The following is a 1,067-nucleotide window of genomic DNA, read 5'->3' on the forward strand; positions in this document are numbered from 1 at the left end:
GAGAGATGGATCCGGAAATTTGAACAACTCCTATAAGTGATACTCTGCTCCTCAAATGATGTTATAAACATCAATATATGGAGTATTTTATGGCACGTAGACCAAGAAGAAATCATTCAAACGACTTTAAGGCTAAGGTAGCACTTGCTGCGATCAAAGCAGAAAAAACACTTGCTGAATTGAGTTCTGAGTTTGATGTTCATCAAAACCAAATTATTGACTGGAAAAATCAATTGATCTCAGCTTCCTCACAAGCTTTCGATCAATCAAAAGCTCCATCAGAACCTCCCATTGATCTTAAAAAGTTACATGCAAAAATCGGTGAGCAGGCATTAGAAATTGATTTTTTAGAAGGTGTGTTGAAGAAACTGGGCCGCTTCAACCACAAAAGTTAATCGATCACTCACTTCAGATTTCAGTATCTAAACAAGCTAAGTTACTGAAAGTCTCTCGTGGTTGTTATTATTATCGCCCAAAACCTGTTAGCTCATCAGATCTGAAGCTGATGCGATGTATTGATGAATTACATATGCAATATCCTTTTGCAGGCAGTCGTATGATGCGTGATTTGTTGAATCGTCAAGGGCATCATATAGGACGACGTCATACACGTACTTTAATGAAGAAAATGGGTATTCAGGCGTTATATTGCAAACCAAATTTAAGCCAGGCTAATCAAGCTCACCGTAAATATCCATATCTGCTCAAAGGATTGGCTATTCAGCGCAGTAATCAAGTGTGGTCTACTGATATAACGTATATCCCTATGGCAAAAGGCTTTGTTTATTTATGTGCTGTGATTGATTGGCATAGCCGCAAGGTACTTGCGCATAGGGTATCGATTAGTATGGAGGTGGATTTTTGTATTTCGGTTTTAAATGAAGCGATTGAAAAATATGGATCACCTGAAATATTGAATACAGACCAAGGCAGTCAGTTCACCAGTGATGCATTTATTGATGTATTGAAATCAAATGGCATTCAAATCAGTATGGATGGTAAAGGTCGATGGGTAGATAATGTGATGGTTGAACGATTATGGCGGAGCGTTAAATATGAAGAGGTGT

At 38.1% G+C, this 1,067-nt stretch carries 1 pseudogene; it reads left to right on the plus strand.

The window, feature by feature from the left end:
* Positions 1-77: 77 nt before the first annotated feature.
* A pseudogene (locus FTU46_RS16625) lies at positions 78-1,067 on the plus strand (IS3 family transposase); the annotation flags it as partial.

Source organism: Acinetobacter sp. YH12108, assembly GCF_013419055.1.
GTDB lineage: Bacteria > Pseudomonadota > Gammaproteobacteria > Pseudomonadales > Moraxellaceae > Acinetobacter.